Origin of the sequence: Microbacterium sp. nov. GSS16 (assembly GCF_028198145.1) — a bacterium.
Taxonomy (GTDB): domain Bacteria; phylum Actinomycetota; class Actinomycetes; order Actinomycetales; family Microbacteriaceae; genus Microbacterium.
Map to the genome: position 1 here is coordinate 1,787,164 of NZ_CP116338.1, position 18,446 is coordinate 1,805,609.

The 18,446-nt window shown below is 69.6% G+C and carries 17 protein-coding genes, 1 tRNA gene and 1 pseudogene; 10 read left to right on the top strand and 9 right to left on the bottom strand.

Annotation, left to right across the window (positions count from 1 at the left end; genetic code table 11):
- Positions 1 to 95: 95 nt before the first annotated feature.
- Positions 96 to 1,058 (top strand): nucleoside hydrolase, encoded by a 963-nt coding sequence (locus PGB26_RS08485; RefSeq protein WP_271637209.1) that lies wholly within the window; start codon positions 96 to 98, stop codon positions 1,056 to 1,058.
- Between the two features lie 36 nt (positions 1,059 to 1,094).
- Here PGB26_RS08485 and PGB26_RS08490 read toward each other — a convergent pair whose 3' ends face one another.
- The 5 genes and pseudogenes from PGB26_RS08490 to PGB26_RS13905 form a co-directional block, all read right to left on the bottom strand.
- Positions 1,095 to 1,400, bottom strand: a complete 306-nt coding sequence (locus tag PGB26_RS08490) for a hypothetical protein (protein ID WP_271637210.1) — start codon at positions 1,398 to 1,400, stop codon at positions 1,095 to 1,097.
- Between the two features lie 77 nt (positions 1,401 to 1,477).
- The gene (locus tag PGB26_RS08495) at positions 1,478 to 2,359 is read right to left on the bottom strand and encodes a hypothetical protein (protein ID WP_271637211.1); all 882 of its coding nucleotides are present in this window, start codon (positions 2,357 to 2,359) and stop codon (positions 1,478 to 1,480) included.
- Positions 2,360 to 2,446: 87 nt separating this feature from the next.
- On the bottom strand, positions 2,447 to 3,139 hold the full coding sequence (locus PGB26_RS08500) for a phosphocholine cytidylyltransferase family protein (RefSeq protein ID WP_271637212.1): 693 nt from the start codon (positions 3,137 to 3,139) through the stop codon (positions 2,447 to 2,449).
- A gap of 25 nt (positions 3,140 to 3,164) precedes the next feature.
- Positions 3,165 to 3,827 (bottom strand): hypothetical protein, encoded by a 663-nt coding sequence (locus tag PGB26_RS08505; RefSeq protein WP_271637213.1) that lies wholly within the window; start codon positions 3,825 to 3,827, stop codon positions 3,165 to 3,167.
- A 523-nt stretch (positions 3,828 to 4,350) separates the two neighbouring features.
- Positions 4,351 to 4,410: pseudogene (locus PGB26_RS13905) on the bottom strand (hypothetical protein); the annotation flags it as partial.
- A gap of 195 nt (positions 4,411 to 4,605) precedes the next feature.
- Between PGB26_RS13905 and PGB26_RS08515 the strand changes: the two are divergent.
- Genes PGB26_RS08515 through PGB26_RS08525 form a run of 3 tightly spaced genes read left to right on the top strand, consistent with a single transcriptional unit; the run spans position 4,606 to position 7,601 of the window.
- Positions 4,606 to 5,760, top strand: a complete 1,155-nt coding sequence (locus tag PGB26_RS08515; RefSeq protein WP_271637215.1) for an ABC transporter ATP-binding protein — start codon at positions 4,606 to 4,608, stop codon at positions 5,758 to 5,760.
- The gene (locus PGB26_RS08520; protein ID WP_271637216.1) at positions 5,736 to 7,301 is read left to right on the top strand and encodes a hypothetical protein; all 1,566 of its coding nucleotides are present in this window, start codon (positions 5,736 to 5,738) and stop codon (positions 7,299 to 7,301) included. Before PGB26_RS08515 ends, PGB26_RS08520 begins: the two co-directional genes overlap by 25 nt.
- A 33-nt stretch (positions 7,302 to 7,334) precedes the next feature.
- A complete protein-coding gene (locus tag PGB26_RS08525) occupies positions 7,335 to 7,601 on the top strand; it encodes a DUF3039 domain-containing protein (protein ID WP_071640714.1) in 267 nt (88 codons plus the stop codon).
- An 85-nt stretch (positions 7,602 to 7,686) separates the two neighbouring features.
- Here the strand turns inward: PGB26_RS08525 and PGB26_RS08530 are convergent, their stop codons facing one another.
- Positions 7,687 to 9,006 carry a nicotinate phosphoribosyltransferase gene (locus PGB26_RS08530; protein WP_271637217.1) on the bottom strand — a complete coding sequence of 440 codons (1,320 nt, stop codon included), beginning with the start codon at positions 9,004 to 9,006 and terminating at the stop codon, positions 7,687 to 7,689.
- Positions 9,007 to 9,087: 81 nt separating this feature from the next.
- Between PGB26_RS08530 and PGB26_RS08535 the strand changes: the two genes are divergently transcribed.
- From PGB26_RS08535 to PGB26_RS08555, 5 genes are all read left to right on the top strand, one after another.
- Positions 9,088 to 10,548, top strand: coding sequence for a glycoside hydrolase family 3 protein (locus tag PGB26_RS08535; RefSeq protein WP_271637218.1), 1,461 nt, complete (start codon positions 9,088 to 9,090; stop codon positions 10,546 to 10,548).
- 25 nt (positions 10,549 to 10,573) lie between these two features.
- Entirely contained in the window at positions 10,574 to 11,416 is an 843-nt protein-coding gene (gene murI, locus PGB26_RS08540; protein WP_271637219.1) for a glutamate racemase, read from the top strand.
- Between the two features lie 24 nt (positions 11,417 to 11,440).
- A complete protein-coding gene (rph, locus tag PGB26_RS08545) occupies positions 11,441 to 12,187 on the top strand; it encodes a ribonuclease PH (RefSeq protein ID WP_271637220.1) in 747 nt (248 codons plus the stop codon).
- Complete coding sequence (gene rdgB, locus PGB26_RS08550) at positions 12,184 to 12,777, top strand: RdgB/HAM1 family non-canonical purine NTP pyrophosphatase (RefSeq protein ID WP_271637221.1); 594 nt, start codon at positions 12,184 to 12,186, stop codon at positions 12,775 to 12,777. The genes rph and rdgB overlap by 4 nt, the downstream gene beginning before the upstream one ends.
- Positions 12,778 to 12,867: 90 nt before the next feature.
- A complete protein-coding gene (locus tag PGB26_RS08555) occupies positions 12,868 to 13,788 on the top strand; it encodes a cation diffusion facilitator family transporter (RefSeq protein WP_271637222.1) in 921 nt (306 codons plus the stop codon).
- Between the two features lie 57 nt (positions 13,789 to 13,845).
- On the opposite strand, the gene PGB26_RS08560 is transcribed toward PGB26_RS08555, so the two are convergent.
- Positions 13,846 to 16,362: an ATP-dependent DNA ligase gene (locus tag PGB26_RS08560; protein WP_271637223.1), complete on the bottom strand. Its 2,517-nt coding sequence runs from the start codon at positions 16,360 to 16,362 to the stop codon at positions 13,846 to 13,848.
- Positions 16,363 to 16,429: 67 nt separating this feature from the next.
- Here PGB26_RS08560 and ku point away from each other — a divergent pair, with 67 nt between their 5' ends.
- Positions 16,430 to 17,383: a non-homologous end joining protein Ku gene (gene ku, locus PGB26_RS08565; protein ID WP_271637224.1), complete on the top strand. Its 954-nt coding sequence runs from the start codon at positions 16,430 to 16,432 to the stop codon at positions 17,381 to 17,383.
- Between the two features lie 28 nt (positions 17,384 to 17,411).
- Here ku and PGB26_RS08570 read toward each other — a convergent pair whose 3' ends face one another.
- Complete coding sequence (locus tag PGB26_RS08570) at positions 17,412 to 18,191, bottom strand: DedA family protein (RefSeq protein WP_271637225.1); 780 nt, start codon at positions 18,189 to 18,191, stop codon at positions 17,412 to 17,414.
- Between the two features lie 56 nt (positions 18,192 to 18,247).
- Positions 18,248 to 18,329, bottom strand: a tRNA-Leu gene (locus PGB26_RS08575).
- Positions 18,330 to 18,446: the final 117 nt, after the last annotated feature.

An 18,446-nucleotide genomic window follows, 5' to 3' on the forward strand; every position in this document is an offset into this window, starting at 1 on the left:
GACTCAACACTAGCGCTGGCGTCGATGCCGCTGTTGGATGCTCGGCACAACGGAACCGGGATTCCTTTGGCCTCTCCATGCGTATGCTCGTGGGCATGCCCGTTCCCGTGATCATGGATGTCGACACCGGCATCGACGACGCCCTGGCCTTGCTCTTCGCTGTGGCTCATCCCGAGATCGACGTGCTCGGCGTGACCTGCGTGGCCGGCAACGCAGGGCTCGAGCAGGTGATCGACAACACACTGCGCGTGCTCGACCTCGCCGGCGCTCGCGACGTGCCCGTCGCGGGCGGTGCGTCGCGCCCGCTGCTCGCACCGGCGCGAGCGGCCTCGCATGTGCACGGTGCGGACGGCCTGGGCGGCGTCGCGCTTCCCGCGAGCGATCGCGACGCAGTCGAGGAGTCGGCCGTCGCGCTGATGCGCCGGCTGGTCATGCAGCACCCGACGCCCGTGACGCTCGTCGCACTGGCGCCCCAGACGAACCTGGCGCTGCTGCTGCGGACGCACCCGGAGGTCGCGGAGCGGATCGAGCGGATCGTGTTCATGGGTGGCTCGGCGAGCGTCGGCAACGCGACCGCGGTCGCCGAGTTCAACGTCTGGCACGATCCTGAGGCAGCGGCGATCGTGCTGGATGCCGGGGTGCCGACCGTCATGTACGGACTGGACGTGTTCAACCGCGTTGCAGTGCCGCAGGTGCGCGCCGATCAGCTCGCGAGCGGTTCGCACCACATCGGGCAGGTCGTCGGGCAGCTGCTCGGTCATCGGGTGGCGCTGAGCGAGGACGAGTCGCTGATGTACACCGGGCTGATCGGCGACGCGGGCGCGGTGTGCGCGATCGTCGCGCCCGAGCTGGTGCGCTTCGAATCGCTGCCGGTGCGCGTCGAACTCAGCGGTTACAGCCGTGGGCAGACCGTGGTCGACCGGCGGGCGTTCGCCGGCGAGGACAGACTGCACGGCCTCGACGACGAGTGGTCGCACTCGCAGGTGGCTCTGGACATCGACTCGGATGCCGTCGCCGACTTCTTCGTGCGGACCGTGCTGACCCTGCCGGGGGAGTGAGCCGGAGCGGCGTCGATCCGGTCGCCGGCGGCGGCGTCAGATGACGAATCGCCACTCGTACTCCCGTCCGTCCAGCTGCCGGAACCACGCGATCGACACGACCGCCTCGTCTGGGTCGGACGCGCACAGGCACAGCTCGACCGTCTCGCCCGGCAGCACCTGGCCCCACAGGTCGACCACCTGGTGATGGTCGACATCGTCGCGGAAGACGCGAACGAAGTCGGCCGCCTCGCGACCGGCGTCGAGCACCACGGGGTGCGTGCGGTCGCGCCGGGTGATCACCCACGGCACGCAGTACGCGACGGGCGGTAACGGATCGGCGGGATCTATGGGATGCAGCATCCCGTCACCGTAGGAACCAGTTCAGACCTCGTCAGACGGCCGCCGACGGCGAATCCCGGTCAGTGGATGACTCGAGCTCATTCGCTGTCTGTGGAGGATGACCCGGGTGAGGATCCGACCTCCCGCGGCGTGCGGCGGAACCTCGAGCCGATGAGCCGTGCGCCGTTGAGCATCCGCATCTCGAGTCGCTCGCTGCCCGGCGAAGGCTCCAGCTCGGCCGGAAGGTTCGCGGGAGCGGCGCCGAACGCCCGTCGTGACGTGGTGAGCACGCGACGTCCGAGAAGGTGGTTGCCCGCGCCGCCGACGACCGCGCCGACGCCGAACGGCAGTGCCTTGCCGAGGATGGATGCCCCGCCGCGCTTGGCGAACTGCCGGATGAACGCTGACTTGAGCCGGTCGACGACGGGCCCCATCGCCGCCCGGGGCAGCGACTTGGTGACCATCTCGCCCCAGTACGACGAGCGCGTGCCGCCGGTGCCCGTCGCCTGCCGCGCGAGCTGGGAGACGAGGTCGACGCCCTCCTTGCCGAGCATCAGCGTCATGACCAGCGCGCGGGCGCGTTCGGGGTTGTAGACGGTGATGCCGTGCACCTCCGCGACCGACTGCGCGAACAGCGCCGTCGACTCCATGAATCCGATGGTCTCGACGCCCGACAGCGCGAGCGTGACGCCGGTGCCGATGCCGGGCACGACGGCGGTGGCGCCGACCGCGGCGCCGCCGGCCGTGACGGCGGCGAGATAGCGCGCCTCGAGGGCCCGGACGATCTGGTCAGGGTTCGCATCGGGATGCCGTCGGCGGATGCTGCGGATGTGCGCTACGACGAGCGGTCGCTGCACGGCCATCACCCGGTCGAGACTGCGCACGCTGAGCGGATGCTCGGTCGAGCCCACCGGGGGGACGGGCCTGTCCCAGGGGGAGTCCTCCGGGAGCGAGTGGATCTTGTGGACCTTCTCACGCATGTCGCGATCCTATGCACCGCTTCCGCGAGAAAGCCGAAAGCCCCGACCCCCTTGACAGGGCGGGGCTTTGGGCATGCGCGACTCGGCTCACACGAAGAGGTTCGCGCGCTCCAGGTCCTCCGCGAAGTCGACCTCGACCGCGTACAGGTCGGAGACGTCCATCGGCTCGAGCAGCAGCCCGTCCTCGACGATGGCGAGCTCGAGACCGCGCTCGAAATAGTCCTGATCCTCGACACGCTGCAGCTGACGCATGAACGCCTTCTTGTCGCGCGAGGAGATGTAGTTGATGCCGACCGCCTCACCGAGGCCGCCCTTGACCGTCTTCGACAGTTCGTTGATGTAGCCCTCGGCGGTGACGGTGTACTTCACCTCTTCGTCGCTCACCTTGGAGGTGTTGACGGTGACGAACGACTGGTCGCGCTCGATGAACTCGATGGCGCGGCCGAGGATGCGCGGGTCGAACACCACGTCGCCGTTCATCCAGAGCACGCCGCCCTTGCCGGTGGCGTTCAGCGCGCGCAGCAGGCTCTTGGAGGTGTTGGTCACGTCGTAGCGCTCGTTGTGAACGTAGTTCGCGGTGGGGAAGGCCTCGACGATCGTCTCGGCGCGGTAACCCACGACGGTGGTGATGCGGGCGCTCTTGCCGAAGGCCGCACGGATGTTGTCGTGCTGCTGGCCCATGATCGTGCGGCCGTCGCTCAGCTCGGTGAGCGGCTTCGGCAGGGCGCGGCCGAGGCGCGAGCCCATGCCGGCTGCGAGGATGACGGTCTGAAGAGTCACGGAATCTCCTAAGAAAGAACGGTGTTCACTGTCGGTTCACCGACGGGACACCTCTTCGTGCCTCCGCAATGCTACCGATAGCTGCTGGGAGACGCCGGGGGGAGGCCGTCCCGTTGTCCTTTCGTGACCGATTGCACACTCTTCTCCCAGAGTCGCACAAGGGGGTTGCGTTGCGGATGTCGCGCGGTGTCGGCACCCAGGGCGTCGTCGGCGGTCGTTGGTACCGTAGACGAGTGACTGCTCCGCTTGATCCTGAGGACGCCCGCATCGACGAGACGAGTTCGAGCGAGCCCGCCTCCGTGCCATCGGCCGAGCAGGGTGCGCCGACGCCGCGGAAGGCGGGGCCCGGCGCAGCGAAGACATCCACAGCCAAGAGCACTGCCGCGAAGACGACCGCGACCAAGGCTGCAGCGACGAAGACTGCCGCGACCAAGCCCGCTGCGTCGAAGACTGCTGTGACCAAGACCGCTGCGTCGAAGACTGCTGCGACCAAGGCGGCCTCTGCGAAGACAGCGGCAGCCAAGACGGCTGCCGTGAAGAAGGCAGCGACCACGTCGGCCGCGTCGAAGGCGGCGGCGGCGAAGAGAGCGGCAGAGGCGGATGCCGGGCGCGCGGCGGCTGTGAAGAAGGCGTCCACCGCAGGCGCCGCCGCGAAGACCGCGAGCCGCACCACCGCTGCGAACACCACGGCGGCGAAGACGACGGCGGCAAAACGGGCCGAGACGGCGAAGAGGGCTCAGGCCGCCGCGGCGAAGAAGGCGGCATCGGAGGATCAGCAGGGGACGTCGCCCGCTGATCCGGCGGGGGAACCGACTGTGGCGCTCGAAGGCGGCAGCGCGACCTCGGCGCAGGAGCCCGTTGCGGACTCGATCCCTTCTGCCTCGAAGCAGTCGGCGGCATCCGCCGCTGCGAAGAAGAGCTCCGCCGGGTCGACCGCGCGGAAGACGACCGCAACGAGCACCGCGTCGGCGAAGACACCTGCCAGGAAGACCGCTGCCACGAAGACCACTGGCGCGAGCGCCGCTGCGAAGACGGCTGCTGCGAAGTCGGCCGGGGCGAGCACCGCTGAGGCGAAGACAGCCGCTGCGAAGACCAGCACGGCCAAGACCAGCACGGCGAAGTCGAGCACGGCGAAGTCGAGCACGGCGAAGTCGAGCACGGCCAAGACCAGCACGGCGAAGTCGAGCACGGCGAAGTCGAGCACGGCGAAGTCGAGCACGGCCAAGACCAGCACGGCGAAGTCGAGCACGGCGAAGTCGAGCACGGCGAATACGAACACGAGCACGACGAAGGCGGCATCTGCGAAGTCCCCGGCTGTGGAGGCCGCGAACGCCGCCTCCACCGCGCCGTCTGACGCCTCGACCGCCGAGAACCTGGCGTCCGCACCCGCAACCGAGGCCGAGGCCCGTTCATCGAAGCCGGCGGCGAAGTCGGCAGCGTCCGCTTCCGATCGCACGGTCGCAGACGTGACCTCGCTCATGCCCGAGGTCACCACCGACGCGGTCATCGCGATCGACTCGGAGCCGGTGCGTCGCATGGTCGCCGCGTCGAACAGCGCGGATCTGGCGGAGGCGCGTCCGCCGCGCCGGGACGCCGCGGGCTCAGCCGTCGTGGTCGAGCCCGGCGTGGTCGAGCCCGGCGTGGCGGCATCCGGCACTCCGGTGCCCGATGCCGCGTCACCCGATGCTGCGACGACGAGCGCGCCGGCATCCGACGCCGCCGCGTCGGCTGCTGCAGTGCCCGACGCGTCGCCGGCGCGCGAGGCGGACGCCGCAGCGCCGGCACTCGACCTGCTCGAGCCGGCTGAGCAGATCGACGAGAGCGAGACCGACAGCATCGACCCGGACGAGCCGGCGCCGGCCCGGGACGCCATCCGCATCCGGGGTCTGGTCAAGCGCTTCGGCGACACCAACGCCGTCGACGACGTCGACCTCACCGTTCCCGCCGGTTCGTTCTACGGCCTGGTGGGACCGAACGGTGCCGGCAAGACCACGACCCTGTCGATCATCGCGGGCCTTCTGCGGCCGGACGCGGGCACCGTGCACATCAGCGGGATAGATCAGCGCGAGAAGCCGCTCGAGGCGAAGCGGGTCATGGGCGTGCTGCCCGACAGGCTGCGCACTTTCGACCGCCTCACCGGACGCCAGCTGCTGCACTATTACGGGCAGCTGCGCGGACTCGATCGCTCCGTCATCGAGAAGCGCACCGCCGACCTCGCCCGCGCGTTCGACCTCAACGAGGCGCTGAGCCGAGTCGTGTCGGACTACTCGGCGGGAATGACCAAGAAGGTGATGCTCGCGGGGGCGCTGATCCACTCGCCGCGCGTCCTCGTGCTCGACGAGCCGTTCGAGGCGGTCGATCCGGTCTCATCGGGTGTGATCCTCGACATCCTGCGCTCATATGTCGCCCACGGGGGAACGGTGATCCTTTCCAGCCACGGCATGGATCTGGTGGAGCGGGTGTGCTCGCGCGTGGCCGTGATCGTGGGCGGCGAGGTGCTCGCCGAGGGGACGATCGACGAGGTCCGCGCAGGGCAGACGCTGACCCAGCGGTTCATCGAGCTCTCCGGCACTGGCGGCGAAGTGGAGGGACTCGAGTGGCTGCACACGTTCTCCGACTGAGGGTCGCGCTGCTCGTCGGTGCGCTGCGCGGGGAACGTGCGGTTCGCGCGGCGATCGCGTTGGCTGCATCCGTCGTCGCGACCGTCGCCGTCTGCGTCGCCATTCTCGGTCTCGGCGAGGCGCCGTTGGCCACCGCGCAGACGGTCATCGTGCTGGGCGCTGCCGCGCTGATGCTCGCGTTCTTCGTCGGTCCCATGCTCACGGGCACGCCCGATCAGCTCGACCCGCGGCGCTTCTGGCCCTTCGGCGTCGACGAGGGCCGGCTCGCGTGGACGCTCGTGCTCGCGTCGCTGGTCAGCGCGCCCAGTCTCGCGCTGATCGCGGTCACGGCCTGCGTCGTGACCGTCGTCATCCAGGCCGGGGTGCCGTGGGCGGCCGCGGTGCTCTTCGGCGTCATCGGCGTGCTGTCGATCTCCCTCGCCGCCCGGATCGGGATGGCGATCAGCGCGATCCTGCTGCCAGAGCGGCGATCGCGCGAGCTGACGATCCTGTTCGCGCTGCCGGTCATCGTCATCGCGTTCCCGGTAGCGGCCTACTTCGCCTCGCTGCGCTGGGACGGGCAGGTTCCTCCGGCGGTGCACACCGCCACCACGATCGTCGGGTTCTCGCCGCTGGCGGCGCCGCAGGCGTTCCTCTTCCACATCGCGTCCGGCGAGACGGGCGCGGCGTGGGCGAGCGGGCTGGTGGCGGCGGGGACGATCGGCGGGATGCTGCTGCTGTGGCACCTGCTGGTCAGGCGGCTTCTCACCGCATCCGAGCGCCCTTACGCGACCCGCGAGCGGTCGGGACTGGGCTGGTTCGGCTCGCTGCCGGCTAACGCGTTCGGCGCCATCGCCGCACGCAGCCTGGTGTACTGGCTGCGCGACCGGCGCTACATCGTGAACCTGCTCGTCGTGCCGATCGCCGGCGTGCTGACGGTCTTCCCGCTGCTCGTGGCGGGAGTGCCGCTGTGGCTGGCCGCGCTGGTTCCCGTCCTACTCATGGCTCTGTTCTTCGGATGGCTGCCGCACAACGATGCCGCCTACGATTCGACGGCACTGTGGATGCACATCGCCAGCGGCGTGCGCGGGCTGCCCGATCGGCTCGGTCGCCTCATGCCGGTCGTGCTCGTCTCGCTGCCGGTGCTGGCGATCGGCATCTCGGTCACCCTCGCCGTCATCTCGGACTGGCACCTCATGCTGCCGCTGATCGGCGTGACGGCGGCGCTGCTGCTCACCGGGCTGGGCATGTCGAGCATCGCATCGGTCGTCGCGCCGTACGCCGTCTCGCGGCCGGGTGACAGTCCGTTCCAGCAGCCGCAGCGTTCGGCGGCGCACGGCTCGTACGGCGCCGCGCTGACGTTCGTGGGCGCGCTGCTGGCGAGCACGCCCACGATCTGGCTGTTCGCGCTGACTCTCATCGAGGGCGATCAGCATGCCCCGACGACGTTCTGGGTCGGCGTGATCAGCGGCGTCGTCGTGCTGTTCGGCGGGGCGGCGGTGGGCGCGGTGATCTTCGAGCGCAGCGGGGAGCGGCTGATGGAGTTCGTCGAGACCACCTGACCCCGGCGCCGCCGACGCGGATAGAATCTCGACATGAGTACTCCGCTGGACAGCCCCGATCAGGGTGGCGTGGCAACGCTCGATCGCGAACTCGAAGAGCTGCTGCAGGAAGAGCATCTCGAGCCGGGTGACCACGAGCGCTTCTCGCACTACGTCAAGAAGGACAAGATCCTCGAGTCGGCGATCACCGGCAAGCCGGTGCGCGCGCTGTGCGGCAAGAAGTGGACCCCGGGCCGCGACCCGGAGAAGTTCCCGATCTGCCCCACCTGCAAGGAGATCTACGAGAGCATGGTCTCCTGACGCGACGTCGCGTCAAAGCGTGTCAGTCAGCGTCGACGACCCTTCGGCGCGTCGCTGCGCTCCTTGCTCAGGGACCGGATGGCCGCTAGAGCGCGTCGACGAAAAGGGTCGGGATCGCAGGATCCGACTTGCTGAGCGCCAGTGCCCGCACCGGCAGCTCCTCGCGGACTCGCAGGTGGTGCTCCCGAGCGGATGCCGTTCCCGCGGCGCCCTCGTGCGCAGCATCGATCTCACCGGCGTCGACCAGCACGACCTGCAGCGCGCGGGCCTCGGGGTGCTCGGCGGCGGTGTCGACCTGCTCGAAGCCGTCGGCGACCGACACGGTCTCGGCGACCGCGACGCCGTTGTCGAGAGTGCGGAAGGCGGCTTTGCGCCCGCCCTTGGAGCCTTTGTCGGTGGATGCCTTCGCCACGGCGACCCAGCTGCCCGCAGAGTCCTGACGAGCGACGAGCTTGTAGACCATGCTCGCGGTCGGATAGCCCGAACCGGTGACCACAGAGGTGCCGACCCCGTAGAAGTCGACGGGGGACGCCGCGAGAGCGGCGATCGCGTACTCGTCGAGGTCGCTCGTCACGGTGATCTTCGTCTCGGTCGCCCCGAGCTCGTCGAGCTGCTGGCGGACGGCCGCCGCGACCAGCGGCAGGTCGCCCGAGTCGAGACGCACACCGCCGAGACCGGTGCCGGCGACGCGGATCGCGGTCTCGACGCCCTTCCGGATGTCGTAGGTGTCGACGAGGAGAGTGGTGCCCGTGCCCAGGCTCGCGATCTGCGAGCGGAACGCGTCCTCCTCCGAGTCGTGCAGCAGCGTCCACGAGTGCGCCGCCGTGCCCATGGTGGGAATGCCCCACTGCCGGCCGGCCTCGAGGTTGCTCGTCGACGCGAATCCGGCGATGTACGCGGCGCGCGCCGCCGCGACGGCCGACTGCTCGGCGGCGCGACGCGAGCCCATCTCCGCGAGTGGACGCTCGCCGGCGGCGATGCTCATGCGGGATGCGGCCGTGGCGACCGCGGAGTCATGGTTGAGCACGCTCAGCGCGAGCGTCTCGAGCACGACGGCGTCGGCGAAGGTGCCCTCGACGCTGAGGATCGGGGAGCCGGGGAAGTAGAGCTCGCCCTCGCGGTAGCCGCGGATCGTCCCCGTGAAGCGGTAGTTCTCGAGGTAGGTCAGCGCATCGGCATCCACCACGTCGTTGTCTCGCAGGTACCGCAGCTCGTCGTCGCCGAACCGGAAGTCGCGCAGCAGCGTCAGCAGGCGTCCGGTGCCGGCGACGACGCCGAAGCGGCGGCCGCCGGAGAGGCGCCGCGAGAACAGCTCGAACACGCTGGGCCTGGTCGCGGTGCCATCGCGCAGAGACGCGGCGAGCATGGTCAGTTCATAGCGGTCGGTGAGGAACGCGGAGCTCATCCGGCCAGTGTATCCAGGCGCCGGGTCGGGAATACTGAGCAGCGGATCCCGCCCCCACGACCGATGACGGAGCACCCGCGCATGGCAGACGAGCTGACCCGACTGGTGAACGGAGTGCTGTGGCCGGGATTCCTCGGATCCGAGATGCCGGCATGGCTCGGCACGGCGCTCGATGAGGGTCTGGCCGGAGTGGTCTACTTCGCGCAGAACCTCGTCGGCGAAACCGCTGCGCTGAGCGCCGACATCCATCGTCGCGCCCCGCGCGCGCTGATCGGGATCGACGAGGAGGGCGGCAGCGTCACCCGGCTCGAGACCCATACCGGCTCAACCGTTCCGGGGGCAGCGCAGCTGGGCGTCGTGGATGACGTGGTCGCCACTGAGGCGACCGGCTACGAGGTCGGCCGCCGTGTCGACGCGGTCGGAGGCGACGTCGTCATCGGGCCGGTGGCGGATGTGAACACCGACCCGCGCAACCCCGTGGTCGGCGTGCGCTCTTTCGGCGCGAGCACCGATCTCGTCTCCAGGCACACGGCCGCGGCGGTGCGCGGCATCCAGCGCACCGGACTCGCCGCATGTGCCAAGCACTACCCCGGGCACGGCGACACGCACACCGACTCGCACCACGACCTTCCGACGCTGACCCTCTCTCAGCACGAGATCGACGCGCAGCACATCCCTCCGTTCATCGCGGCCGTTCGCGCAGGCGTGTTCTCGATCATGACGGCGCACATCAGCGCCCCGCACTGGGGCGACGCTCCTGCCACGCTCGATCCGAACGTGCTCGGCCGGCTGCGTCGCGATGGGTTCGACGGAGTGATCATCACCGACGCGCTCGACATGGCCGCGATCCGCGAGCAGGTCGGCATCGGCGGGGGAGCCGTGCGCGCGCTCGCCGCTGGCGCCGACCTGCTGTGCATCGGCAATCCGACCAACCCCGGCGCGGCCATGCTGCCCGACCAGGACGAACGGGACTACCTGGCCGCTCGCGACGCGATCATCGCGGCGGTCAGCAGCGGCGAGCTCTCCCGCGCGCGAATCGAGGACGCGGCGCATCGCGTGGCGGCGATGGCGGATGCCGTGCGGCAGCGGTCCGCAGTACCTGCGGTGTCCTTCGATGGGGACGGCATCGCTGATCGCGCGGTGCGCGTGCAGGGCGAGCTTCCCTCGTTCGCCGACGCGCCGACCACCGTGATCGACCTGCGACGGGCATCGAGTCTGGCGGTCGACAGCGCGGCTTCGCACGTCGCACTCGCGCTCGCGGCCGGAGGGGAGATCGTCCGGCTCGACGCGATATCCGCCAGCCGAGAGCAGATCACCGACGCCGCCAGCCGCGCGAGCGCCGGGCAGAGCCTCGTGCTCGTCGACAGCGTCGAAGCCGACTCCCCGCAGAGGGCCGTGCTCGACAGCATCCGCTCCCTGTCGCCGGCCATCGCCGCGGTGAACGTCGGTCTGCCCGCCGAGGCGGAAGGCGCCGTGATCTCGTCACCGGCCGCAAGCATGCTCGCCGCCCGAGCCGCCCGCCGCGCCATGCTGAGCCGCTGACCGCACGAGACTAGGCTTGAGCACCATGAACGACGCACCGATCGGCATCTTCGACTCCGGCGTCGGCGGGCTCACGGTGGCCAGGGCGATCCGCGCGCAGCTGCCGCAGGAGTCGCTCGTGTACATCGGCGACACGGCCCACTCGCCCTACGGGCCGAAGCCGATCGCGGACGTCAGGCGCTACAGCATCGAGGTGCTCGACGCGCTCGTCGAGCAGGGCGTGAAGATGCTCGTGATCGCGTGCAACACGGCATCCGCCGCGGTGCTGCGCGACGCCCGCGAACGGTACGACGTTCCCGTGGTCGAGGTGATCGGCCCGGCGGTGCGCCGCGCGGTCTCGACGACGCGCAACGGCCGTGTCGGCGTGATCGGCACGGTCGGCACGATCGGCTCGCGCGCCTACCAGGACATGCTCGAGGTGAACGAGCGCCTGGAAGTGTTCACTGCCGCCTGCCCTCGCTTCGTCGAATTCGTCGAAGCCGGCATCACCGGCTCGCCGGAGGTGCTGGCCGTGGCCGAGGAGTATCTCGCGCCGCTGCGGGATGCCCAGGTCGACACCCTCGTGCTGGGATGCACGCACTACCCTTTCCTGCGCGGCGCGATCAGCTATGTGATGGGCCAGGGGGTCTCGCTCGTGTCCAGCGACGACGAGACCGCCGCCGATGTCTATCGTCAGCTCGTGAAGCGCGACCAGCTCGCCTCGCAGGGCGCCGTCGCCAGCTACGTGTACGAGGCGACCGGGGACTCGGCGGAGGACTTCACCGCGCTCGCCAACCGCCTGATGGGTCACGAGGTGCGCGACGTGCAGCTCGTGCAGACCGGCGTGATCGACCTGCCCTACCTGCTCGACGCCGATACCCGGCCCTGAACCCGAATGCTCCGAGAGGACACCATGACCGACATCGTCCGCGCCGACGGGCGCAGCACCGACCAGCTCCGCGAGATCACGATCGAGCGCGGCTGGTCTGCGCACGCCGAGGGCTCGGCACTGATCAGCTTCGGCGGCACGAAGGTGCTGTGCACCGCATCGTTCACCAACGGCGTGCCCCGATGGCTGACGGGCAAGGGCAAGGGGTGGGTGACCGCCGAATACGCGATGCTGCCCCGCGCCACCAACAGCCGTAATGACCGTGAGAGCGTGAAGGGTCGCATCGGCGGTCGCACGCACGAGATCTCTCGGCTCATCGGCCGTGCGCTGCGCGCCGTGGTCGACACGAAGGCGCTCGGCGAGAACACCATCGTCATCGACTGCGACGTGCTGCAGGCCGACGGCGGCACCCGCACCGCCGCTATCACCGGCGCCTACGTCGCGCTCGCCGACGCCGTCGAATGGGGCCGCGATAAGAAGTTCATCGGCAGGAACGCCAAGCCGCTGCTCGACACAGTCGCCGCCGTGTCGGTGGGCATCGTCGACGGCGAGCCGATGCTCGATCTCGCCTACGTCGAGGACGTGCGTGCCGAGACCGATATGAACGTCGTCGTCACCGGCCGCGGTCTCTTCGTCGAGGTGCAGGGCACCGCAGAGGGAGCGCCGTTCGACAAGCGCGAGCTCGACGCGCTGCTCGACCTCGGTGTGAACGGCTGCGCTTCTCTGAAGGAGCATCAGCTCGCGGCGCTGGGCGAGGGGGGCGCCGAGTGAAGGTCGTTCTCGCCACCCACAACCCGCACAAGGTCACCGAGTTCCAGCAGATCACCGCCTCGACCCGCCCCGACCTCGAGGTGATCGGCTATGACGGCCCTGAGCCGGTCGAAGACGGGGTGACCTTCGCGCAGAACGCCCTGATCAAGGCGCGTGCGGCGTTCGCGCACACCGGTCTGCCGTCGCTCGCCGATGACTCCGGTATCTGCGTCGACGTGCTCGGCGGATCCCCGGGAGTGTTCTCGGCGTACTGGGCAGGGCAGAAGAAGGATGCCGCCGCGAACCTGGAGCTGCTGCTCGATCAGCTCCGCGACGTCGCCGACCCGCACCGCAGCGCGCAGTTCCACTCGACCATAGCGCTGGTGACGGCAGACGGGCAGGAGCGCGTCGTGGAGGGAATCTGGCCGGGCCGGCTGGCGCACCGGGCATCCGGTACCGGCGGATTCGGCTACGACCCGATCTTCATCCCCGACGGTCAGGACCCGGCATCCGAGCGCTCGGTCGGCGAGTTCACCGACGCCGAGAAGCAGGCGCAGTCGCATCGGGCCCGCGCGTTCCAGGCCCTCATCCCGCTGCTCGCCGCGCTGTAGCGTCGCCTCGCGCCGTTGTTGAGAAGCGTTACCGTTCCCGAGTAGGCGGAACGGGCCTTCTGCGGTGACGACCCGGCCTAGCCTGGAGTCATGCACGACCACGCACCCGCCGCCGGGGGGATCCGCGACGCCGGTCACCGGCGCCTGCTGGCGATTTCGCTGACGCTGACCGCCACCGTGATGGTGGTGCAGGTGGTCGGCGCCATCCTGTCGGGTTCGCTGGCGCTGCTCGCCGATGCCGCGCACATGTTCACCGACTCATCGGCGCTGGTGATCGCCCTGGTCGCGACCGCGGTCGCCGCGCGGCCTGCCGACGACCGACGCACGTTCGGCTATCAGCGCGCCGAGGTGTTCGGTGCGCTGATCAACGCGATCATCCTCATCGCGCTCATGGTCGTGGTCGCCGTGCAGGGCATCCAGCGCCTGCTCGACCCGGGCGAGACGGAGGTGGCGGGCCCGCTCATGCTCGCCGTCGCGGTCATCGGCATGGTCGCCAACGCCATCGCGATGTGGGTGCTCGGTCGCGCGCAGAAGACGAGCATCAACGTGCGCGGTGCCTACCTCGAGGTGATGGGCGACCTGATCGGCTCGGCGATGGTCATCGTCGCTGCGGTCGTGATCGTGACCACCAGGTGGATGCCCGCCGACGCGATCGCGTCGCTGCTGATCGCGGTGCTCATCCTGCCGCGCGCCCTCTCGCTGCTGCGGGAGGTGTTCTCGGTGCTCGCCGAGTCGGCGCCGCAGGGCATGGCGATCAGCGAGATCCGCGAGCACCTGAAGGTGTACCCGGGTGTGGTCGACGTGCACGATGTGCACGTGTGGCAGCTCACGCGCGGCGCGCCCGTGTTCACCGCGCACGTGAAGGTCGAGCCTGCCGTGCTCGCATCGGGTGAGGCGTCGCGGCTGCTGCAGGATCTGCAGAGCTGCCTGGCTCACCACTTCGACGTCGAGCACTCGACCTTCCAGCTCGAGCCCGCCGACCACGACGACTGCGAGGCCGCGCACGCCTGAGCGCCTGCGAGCCCCGCTGCAGAGCCCGCGAGCGCGCCGACTGGATCGGTGCAGCGTTCAGCCCTCGACGCGCACCTCGTCGGGCGACTTGTCGGGCCGGAGCCCCCGCCAGCGGGAGTGACGGAGGATGCCGCCCGGCGACCAGTTCGCGAACTCGACCTCGCCGACCAGCTCGGGCCGCACCCACAGGGCGTCGGACGCATCCGGGGCGGGGACCCGCAGCGGCGCCGCCTTCATGCGCAGCGGTTCGAGCTGCGCGGAGAGCTCGTGCAGCATCCGGTCGGTGAATCCGGTGCCCACCCGACCGACGTAGCGCAGCCCGCCCTGCGATTCGGAGGAGGGGACGGCGAGCAGCAGCGAGCCGATGCCGCTGCGGCGGCTGCCCTGTCCTGGCCGGATGCCGACGATGACGACCTCCTGCGTGTGCGTCTGCTTGAGTTTCAGCCACGATCCCGACCGCCGGCCGGGCCGGTACCGGGAGTCGGGGTCTTTCGCGACGACACCCTCGAGACCGAACTCGCGGCTCGCGTCGAGCGCCGCCTCGAGATCGTCGAACACCGGCGGCACCTGCACGGGGGCGTCGAGGTCGGCGGCGAGCTGCTCGAGCAGCTCACGCCGCCGGCGCAGCGACATGCCCGTGAGGTCGTGCCCGTCGAGGCGCAGCAGATCGAAGAGCATGTAGACGACCGGCGTGCGCACGACCTCGCGCTCGATCTCTCGGCCCTTGGTGAGGTGCATCCGGTTCTGGAGGCGGGCGAAGCTGGGGCGTCCGTCGCGGTCGAAGGCGACGATCTCGCCGTCGACCACAGCGTCGTCGGCCGGCAGATGCGGGGCTCCGTCGGCAGTGAGCTCGGGGTAGCGTGCCGTGATGTCGGTGCCGCTGCGGGCGCGCAGACTGAACCGGTCCGGCCCGTCGTCGCCGCGCTGCCAGGTGCCGACCGCGCGGATGCCGTCCCACTTGATCTCGGCCCACGACGGGTCGCTGAGCGAACGGGCGAGCCCGGGCGTGCCGGACTCGGACAGCATCGGCGGGATGAAGGAGGGGAGCGGACGGGCGTCGGCGCTGCTCTCCGGCGCGGGGCGAGCGGGCTCCTCGGGGCGGGACGGCTTCGCGGTGCGGGATGGCTTCTCGGGACGGGCGGGCCTCTGCGTGCGATGCGCGGAGCGGTGCTCGGGATCCGGATGAGAGGTCGCGTCCTTCATGCGGTGCAGCAGCCACTGCGACTTCTCGCCCTCGCCGCTCGTACGGATCAGGGCGAGGCGAGCTGAGCCGAGCCGGCCGCCGGTCTGGCCGGTGAAGGTTCCGATCACCTCATCGTCGCGCCATTTCTCCAGCGAGACCGTGCCCGTGTCCCATACCGTCATCGACCCCGCGCCGTACTCGCCGGTCGGTATCTCGCCCTCGAAGGTGAGGTACTCGAGCGGATGCGGCTCGGTCATCACCGCCAGGTGGTTGCGGTCCGCGGTCTCAGGCACGCCCTTCGGCACTGCCCAGCTGATCAGCACGCCATCCCGTTCGATGCGCAGGTCGTAGTGCAGCCGGCTGGCGTGGTGCTCCTGGATGACGAACCGCGGCGCGCCACCGGAGCTCGCATATGCTGTCTTCGGCATGGGCTCGGGCGTCTTCGCGGCGTCGCGCTTGGCGAGGTACGAGGTGAGCGCCGTGCTGGCCGGGGCCAGAGCGGCGAGCGGGTCGATGCCGGCCTCCATCCGCTGCAGCACCTCATACAGTTCGAGGTGTCGCAGCTCGGGGTCGTCGAGTTCGTCCCAGGTGCGCGGTGCGGCGACCCAGGGACGCGCGCGTCCGCGCAGCGAGTAGGGTGCGATGGTGGTCTTCGAGGCGCTGTTCTGGCTCCAATCGATGAACACCCGTCCGCCGCGCTGCGATTTCGCCATGACGTGCGTGGCGAGCTCGGGGTGGTCGGCTTCGATCAGTCGGGCGATCTCCTTCGCCACGGCCGAGACATCGTCGCTGGACTGCAGTCCGGTGCCGTCGTCGGTGGTGGGCAGGCGGGCGTAGAGGTGGATGCCCTTGCTGCCGCTGGTGACCGGCATGGGCTCGAGCCCCATCCCGCTCAGGATGCCCCGGGCGATCCGCGCGATCTCCGCGCACTGTGCGAGCCCCACCCCGGGGCCCGGGTCGAGGTCGAGCACCATCCGGTCGGGCATGCCCCGACCGCCCGAATGCGTGAAGCGCCACTGCGGCACGTGCAGCTCGAGGGCTGCGATCTGCGCGAACCACACCAGTGAGGCGACGTCGTCGGCGAGGGGGTACTCCTTGGGGCCGTCGGAGTGCTCGATCGGCATCCGCCTGATCCAGTCCGGCGCGCCGCGCTCGAGCTGCTTGGTGAAGAAGCTCTCGCCCGGGGCATCCGCTGTGCCGACGCCGTCGACCCATCTCTTGCGGGTGACCGGACGCCCGCGCATGTGCGGCAGCATGAGCGGGGCGATCTGCGAGTAGTAGGCGATCACCTCGCCCTTGGTCGTCCCGGTCTCGGGATAGACGACCTTGTCGAGGTTGGTGACGCGCAGGCGGCGGCCGTCGATCTGAACGACCTGCTCGCCGGATGCCATGGGGCCAGGTTAGTGGGCATCCGCAACCCCCTCGCCGCGGGCTGGCGGTCTGGTGTTCACTGTCAGCATGAGAAGCATCTGGAAGGGCGCCCTGACGTTCGGTCTCGTGAACGTCCCGGTGAAGGTGTACTCCGCGACCGAGGACCACGACGTGCCGCTGCATCAGGTGCACCACGAGGACGGCGGGCGCATCCGCTACCAGCGCGTGTGCGAGATCGACGGGCAGCCGGTCGAGTACGCCGACATCGACCGCGCCTACGTCGACGACGGGCAGACCATCGTGCTCACCAAGGACGACCTGGCCTCCCTCCCCGCCGAGAAGAGCCGTGAGATCGACGTGGTCGAGTTCGTGCCCAGCGAGCAGGTCGATCTGCTGACGCTCGACAAGGCCTACTATCTCGAACCGGATTCGAAGTCGCCGAAGGCCTACGTGCTGCTGCGGAAGACCCTCGAGCAGACCGACCGCACCGCGATCGTGCGCTTCACCCTGCGGCAGAAGACCCGCCTGGCGGCTCTGCGCGTGCGCGGCGACGTGCTGGTGCTGCAGACGCTGCTGTGGTCGGACGAGGTGCGCGAGGCCGCTTTCCCGGCGCTGGACGAGGACGTTCGGATCAGCAAGAAAGAGCTCGAGATGTCGGCTGCTCTCGTCGAGAGCTACTCGAGCGACTTCGACCCGGAGGAGTTCGTCGACGAGTACCAGAAGGAGCTGCGCACGCTCATCGACGCGAAGATCGAGGCCGGCGAGGGCTTCGACGTCGCGGAGACCTTCGGCGACGAGGGCAAGGCCGAGAAGGGCGGCGAGGTCATCGACCTCATGGAGGCGCTGCGCGCCAGCGTCGAGCGCACCAAAGCGGCCAGGAAGGGTGGCGGCGCGGCGGCGAAGGACGCCGATGATGAGGACGCCGACGAGGTCGGTGACGACGAGAAGCCGTCGCCGAAGGGCAAGAAGGCAACGTCGAAGCAGTCAGCGCCCAAGAAGTCAGCGCCCAAGAAGTCGGCGCCCAAGAAGAAGGCCGGCTGACGAGCGGAACCTCGCCGGTCGCCGCGGTTCAGTGCTTGCCGTCTCCGTCGAGGTCGGGCGCGCGATCGAAGACCTCGGGCTCGAGTCGCAGTGCTGCGGCTTCGTCGGCGTCTGTGACGACGTCGGCGCCCGCCGACGCGGCCTTCTTCGCCTTGTGGCGTTCGCTGAGGTAGTGCCAGAGGGTGATGACGGCCGTACCGCCGACGGCGGCCAGCAGAATCAGGTCGATGTAGCTCTGCACGAAGTCCGCGACGGGCGGGATGAACCCGATCAGGTATCCGAACATGGTCAAGCCGAAGCCCCATAGCACGGCGCCGATGAGGTTGTAGAGCGAATAGCGCTTCCACGGCATATGCCCGACGCCCGCGGCCACCGGGGCGAACGTGCGCACGATCGGCACGAACCGGGCGAGGATCACCGTGATCCCGCCGAAGCGCTCGAAGAACGCGTTGGTGCGCTCGACGTTCTTCACGCTGAACAGGCCGGACTCCTTGCGCTCGAAGACGGCGGGCCCGCCCTTGTGACCGATCAGGTACCCGACCTCGCCTCCGACGAAGGCGGCGAGCCCGATCAGCAGAGCGACCACCCACACATTGAGCCCGAACACACCGTGCTCGGAGGCGCCGATCGGGTGCGACAGCAGTCCCGCGATCACGAGCAGCGTGTCGCCGGGCAGGAGGAACCCGACGAGCAGGCCGGTCTCGGCGAAGACGATGAAGCAGACGACGGCGAGCGCCCACGGGCCGGCCGCGCTGATGATGGTCTCCGGATCGAGCCACGGGATCAGAGCCGTCGGTGCCTGGAGCATGGTGTGGAGCAAAGGAGTTCCCGTCGTTCGACATCGGCGGAGTACATGGGGTGCGGTGCGGAAGATGGGACTTGAACCCACACGCCCGGGGGCACAGGAACCTAAATCCTGCGTGTCTACCGATTCCACCACTTCCGCGCGGTCTCGAGTCTAGCGATCGAGTCGGTCGGGTTTCCCGTAGATCTGCCGACAGCCGCAGCAACGGGCGCTGTGGATAACTTCCGCGCCGCCAGGACGATCTCTGTCAGGATGCCG